The 4,692-nt window shown below is 36.8% G+C and carries 5 protein-coding genes; 3 read left to right on the top strand and 2 right to left on the bottom strand.

From position 1 onward, the window contains the following. Positions 1-291 precede the first annotated feature (291 nt). Positions 292-702 carry a type II toxin-antitoxin system HicB family antitoxin gene (locus tag F8153_RS15525; protein WP_151867273.1) on the bottom strand — a complete coding sequence of 137 codons (411 nt, stop codon included), beginning with the start codon at positions 700-702 and terminating at the stop codon, positions 292-294. A gap of 40 nt (positions 703-742) precedes the next feature. Beyond that, positions 743-937 carry a type II toxin-antitoxin system HicA family toxin gene (locus F8153_RS15520; RefSeq protein ID WP_151867272.1) on the bottom strand — a complete coding sequence of 65 codons (195 nt, stop codon included), beginning with the start codon at positions 935-937 and terminating at the stop codon, positions 743-745. 319 nt (positions 938-1,256) lie between these two features. Between F8153_RS15520 and F8153_RS15515 the strand changes: the two genes are divergently transcribed. The 3 genes from F8153_RS15515 (at position 1,257) to F8153_RS15505 (ending at position 4,407) form a co-directional block, all read left to right on the top strand. Then, the gene (locus tag F8153_RS15515; protein ID WP_151867271.1) at positions 1,257-2,081 is read left to right on the top strand and encodes a hypothetical protein; all 825 of its coding nucleotides are present in this window, start codon (positions 1,257-1,259) and stop codon (positions 2,079-2,081) included. Positions 2,082-2,345: 264 nt separating this feature from the next. Further along, positions 2,346-3,134 carry a sugar phosphate isomerase/epimerase family protein gene (locus tag F8153_RS15510; protein WP_330577810.1) on the top strand — a complete coding sequence of 263 codons (789 nt, stop codon included), beginning with the start codon at positions 2,346-2,348 and terminating at the stop codon, positions 3,132-3,134. 415 nt (positions 3,135-3,549) lie between these two features. Further along, the gene (locus F8153_RS15505; protein WP_151867269.1) at positions 3,550-4,407 is read left to right on the top strand and encodes a M55 family metallopeptidase; all 858 of its coding nucleotides are present in this window, start codon (positions 3,550-3,552) and stop codon (positions 4,405-4,407) included. Positions 4,408-4,692: the final 285 nt, after the last annotated feature.

The raw sequence follows: 4,692 nt of genomic DNA, 5'->3' as shown, positions 1-4,692 counted from the left end.
CAGGTGCAAAAAAATATTTTGTTATAGTTTTTATTTAATGCGAATTGTAACTTACGTATTATCCATCGCCTAACAATGTATTTACACAAGGGTGCCGGAGGTAAGTTCACCGAAACTTAATCCATAGCCATAGTGGAGCAGGGTCAGGCACCACACCTTCTAGCTGGGTGCAAGCACCACCAAGACTGTCTATCTTTCGGGTCCAGCTCGAAGGCGTCGTAAACACGGAAACGTTATACGCCATGCTATTAAAATATGGGAGTAAATGTGCCCAAAAGAAAAGAGGCTTATTTAATGCCTCTCGCGAATACCTAATTGTTCTTTTAATGCAGTTTGAAGAGCTTGAGAAAAATTTATATTGTTTTCTATTGCAAGTTTATTTAGCCATTGTGGGATTGAAAGAGTTTTCTTTACAGAAAAGTTTTCAACTGCTTGCCTTACAGTTGGCATAAGAACTTCAACAAGAACAACAGCTTGATTTGATTCGAGACTAATCTTATTAATCGAAGTTGGGACTGGCATATCATCTCCATCTTCTTCCATACCATAAAGGTGGAGTCCTAAAGCTTCCTTTGCCATATAGATTGCTTCTTCATCTGAATCTGCACAGGAAAAACAGCCTGGCAAATCAGGGAAGGAGATTGAGATTCCGTCATCATCATAGTCAAATACTGCTGGAAAAATATAACGATCTTTTTTCATGACAATTTCTCCTTTCAAATTTGATATGGAGGGGCAGAAATTAGATGTTAATTCCTGCTTGCAGAAATATACTTTTTACTGTTTTAATTGGTATGTCTTTTCGAGGATGTGGAACGGTAACCTTACCCTTCTTACTTGGATGTTTGAAGTGATTATGACTACCATTTGCCTTGAAAAAATACCATCCATCAGCTTCAAGTATTTTAATCAGCTCCATTGAAGAATATGTTTTCATCTAGTATCCCCCCATAATTAAATTATAATACGTATTATAATACGTGTCAATGGGTGATTGGTCTAATTTATGAAAGTGCTTAGCACGGCGTATAACCATGTGTTTACGGGAGGTGCGGGCAGGCAAGTTTCTAGGGCAAGGTCAGCGCACCACATCCCTTCACCGGGAGCGAAGCTCCGCCAAGAGGGAGGTCAGGAGGGTCCGGCTCAGGGACATCGTAAACACGGAAACGTTATCTGACACTAGGTCAAATTTGTGCTGAATTTTACTGATATAACAGAACTCAATTCTACCCAAATGGACCAAGGAGGAAATAATAATGGACAAAGACAAAAGAGTCATATTTGAAGCTTTGAATAAGGAAGCACAATTTACATGTGAAATGCTTTGTGCAGGAGTAACAGAAATTAGAAAGGCAAACTATGCAAGACGAGGAATTTATTTTCAATCATTTACTAGTTTATCAACTGGTTTAGAGCGTATCGGAAAACTGTGTATAATTCTTGATTACAGCATAAGGAATAGTGGGGATTATCCTGATAATAAATATTTGAAGGATAACATACGTCATGATATTGAAGTAATATACCAAGAGTTAATAAAAATCAAGAAAAATTACAACTTCGAATTTGACTATTTACAGGACTTAGAATTAGAGATTTATAAAGATATCTTAAATTTATTATCTAGATTTGCTAAAGGTGATAGATATTCAAATATAGATATACTAGCAAATAACAGAAGTTATATTGATCCGATAAAGATGTGGTATAAAAAAGTAGATCTATATTTCTTCAATAGTTTAGTTTCCAAGAAGAAAAAAGCTAAAATTAAATACAATGCAAAAATTATAAATGACCTGATAGGACCATTTTCACTAGTAAGACATACTGGGGAGGATGAAAAAGATATAACAAGTACGGAAGATGCTAGTTACAGGACGGGAATATTTGAAGCTGTGGGACCATATCGACAATTGTATGTTTTTCAAATAATTAGATTTTTCGTTGAAATGCTCACTTGTTTACAATACAAAATAATAAGAGATTATAATTTTGATTTTCCATATTTTAGTGAGATATTTGCAATTTTCTATAATGATGATGCTTACGTTAAGAGACGAAAAACATGGGAAATGATTTAATAGAACAACTTATATAGCTATAAGTCTCTGCATCAGATAACAAAGTGTTTACGGGAGGTGCGAGGAGTCCGTTTTGAGGGAAAGGTCAGCGCACCACATCCATTCACCGGGAACGAAGTTCCGCCAAGTCGGTCGAACTTTCGGGTCCGGCTCAACGACGTCAGGAATACCAAAACGTTAGATGACATGCTCCATCTGATCCAGAATTAGACAATGTATATTAGAATATTGTGTTTAAGAAAGCTATGACAGTGAAAAGAGAGGATGCAGCTTATGATTACTATTTATGATTGGTTTGGCTATGAATTGCCTATTAAGGAACGTTACCGGTTAATAAAAGAAGCAGGATTTGATGGCGTTTTATTATGGTGGAGTAATGGCTTTGGTCGTGACTACATTGGTCGGGACGAATACCGGAACGGGCCACAAATTGCACGAGAAGCGGGTCTTATTATAGAAAACATCCACGCACCAGTCCAAAACCAAAACAACCTATGGCTTGACAATCTGGAGGGTGAAGCCTTAAGCGATTGCTATTTACAATGCGTTGCAGATTGCGCAGAATTTGAAATTCCAACAATGGTGGTGCATTTGCCTAATGATGATAACACATATAATGCATTGGGATTGGATAGAATCAAGAAAATTACTGAAAAAGCTGAAAAATTTGGAGTCAATGTTGCATTTGAGAATTTACGGAACCTTACCAATTTGAGCTATGTGCTGGAGCAAATAGATTCACACCGTATCGGATTCTGTTATGATTGTGGACATCACTATAGTCGCTATCCTGACTATGATTTATTATCTATGTTCGGTTCACGGTTGATGGCACTACATTTGCATGATAATAACGGAAGTTATGCTCAACATGGGTTACCCTTTGACGGCACTATCGATTGGAATATGACTATGAAAAGAATTGCAGAAACAGGTTATTTAGGTGCGATTTCAATAGAGGCCATGAACTGGGAGTATATGGATTTGTCGACTGAAAATTTTTTACAAAAGGCGTTTAAGCGAGCAAAACGGTTGGAATCATTAAAACTATAGATGGCATTTAAACAGGAATAATCTGTGATGAGCTTTGATAAATGTAGGATATAGAAATTAGATACATCTTCGAACTATTTCTCTAAGACACGTATTTTAAATGGCTTACATTATCGTAAGAGATGATTAAAAAGAAAAAGTCATGTAATAATGAAGGTAAAATTAAAAGATCTTATATTTTTATCCTGTATTTGCCCTATAAGATTAGAGTTTGTTGGTGAGGGAATATGAGGCACGTCACCTAACACTGTGTTTAACGCAAGGGTGCTGGTTGGAACGTTTTGAGGGAAAGGTCAGCGCACCACATCCCTTTACTGGGAACGAAGTTCCACTAAGGGGTATTCCTTTAAGGTCCGGTTCAGGGACGTCGTAAACACGGAAACGTTAGGCGACATTAAAAAAGGGGGAGATTAAATTGAGTAATTTTAATGAAGATTCAGCAATTCTTATTTTGTCAGATATGGAAGGCGTATCTGGATTAATTGACAAGAGGCTTGTATTTTCTGGAACACCGTTTTGGAGAGAATACGGTCGACATTTACTAACTGATGATATTAATACCGTTGCAGAAGCTTGCTTTAAACAAGGTTTCAAAACTATTTATTTATCTGAAGCACATTATACAGGAAAAAATACAGTGCCAGAATCACTACTCCCTTTCATAAGAGTGTTACCATCATGTAGTGCACAAACAAACTTGAAAGGGGTGAAAATTTGGGATGAAATATATAAAGACAAAAACATAGTTGCTGCGATAATGGTGGGAATACACTCAATGGAGAATACAAACGGATATTTAGCTCACTCGTGGGATGGTAATATATTTAAAAACATAAAAATTAATGGAGAAATACATGGCGAAATTGGAACGATTGCAGCGTTGCTTGGTTATTATGACATCCCATTAATTTCAATAGTTGGCGATAGTGAAGCTGCTAAAGAGGCTGGAGAGTGTATTAAAGGCATCAAAGCAATTTCTATAAAAGAGCTTGGTAAAGACGGATGGATCAAAGCTTTACCTCCTGATAAAGCTCATGAGATTATATACAAAGAAATTCTTAGCTGCTTGGAAGACTTCAGTATGATAAAGCCATTTAAATTGAATGGTAACGTAACTATGTCTTTTGAGTTAAAAGACAAAACCAAACTAAAATCATTTGAAAATTACAATGGAGTAAGTATTATAAATGATGTTATTAGTATTAATGCCATTGACTATAAAGAGGCGTATAATATTTTTTGGAATTGTTACTTGAAAATTTGGTTAGAGTAGTAACGCCGCCTAACACTGTGTTTACAGGAGGTGCGGGCAGTATGCGTTAAGGGAAAGGTCAGCGCACCACATCCCTTCACCGGGAACGAAGTTCCGCTAGGACGGTCTATCTTTGGGGTCCTGTTCGAAGGCGTCGTAAATATGGAATTAAGGCAGTCCCACTATAATTGATTGGGAGGCAGCTGCATATATTAATCCTATGCAGGAATTAATTGAACAGCTATTTATTGGTCTGAAAACAAATCTGGAGGGAAAGAGAAGTCTCTGGTCTTTATCGAAGGATAT

This window comes from Alkaliphilus serpentinus, from assembly GCF_009017255.1.
Taxonomy (GTDB): Bacteria; Bacillota; Clostridia; order Peptostreptococcales; family Natronincolaceae; genus Alkaliphilus_D; species Alkaliphilus_D serpentinus.
The sequence above is the reverse complement of the archived record's forward strand: the minus strand, read 5'-3'. Positions and strand labels throughout refer to the sequence as shown.

Excerpts from the sequence above, each read along its gene's own strand:
- F8153_RS15525 (WP_151867273.1), bottom strand. The coding sequence starts at position 702 with ATGAAAAAAGATCGTTATATTTTTCCAGCAGTATTTGACTATGATGAT.
- F8153_RS15520 (WP_151867272.1), bottom strand. The coding sequence starts at position 937 with ATGAAAACATATTCTTCAATGGAGCTGATTAAAATACTTGAAGCTGAT.
- F8153_RS15515 (WP_151867271.1), top strand. The coding sequence starts at position 1,257 with ATGGACAAAGACAAAAGAGTCATATTTGAAGCTTTGAATAAGGAAGCA.
- F8153_RS15510 (WP_330577810.1), top strand. The coding sequence starts at position 2,346 with ATGCAGCTTATGATTACTATTTATGATTGGTTTGGCTATGAATTGCCT.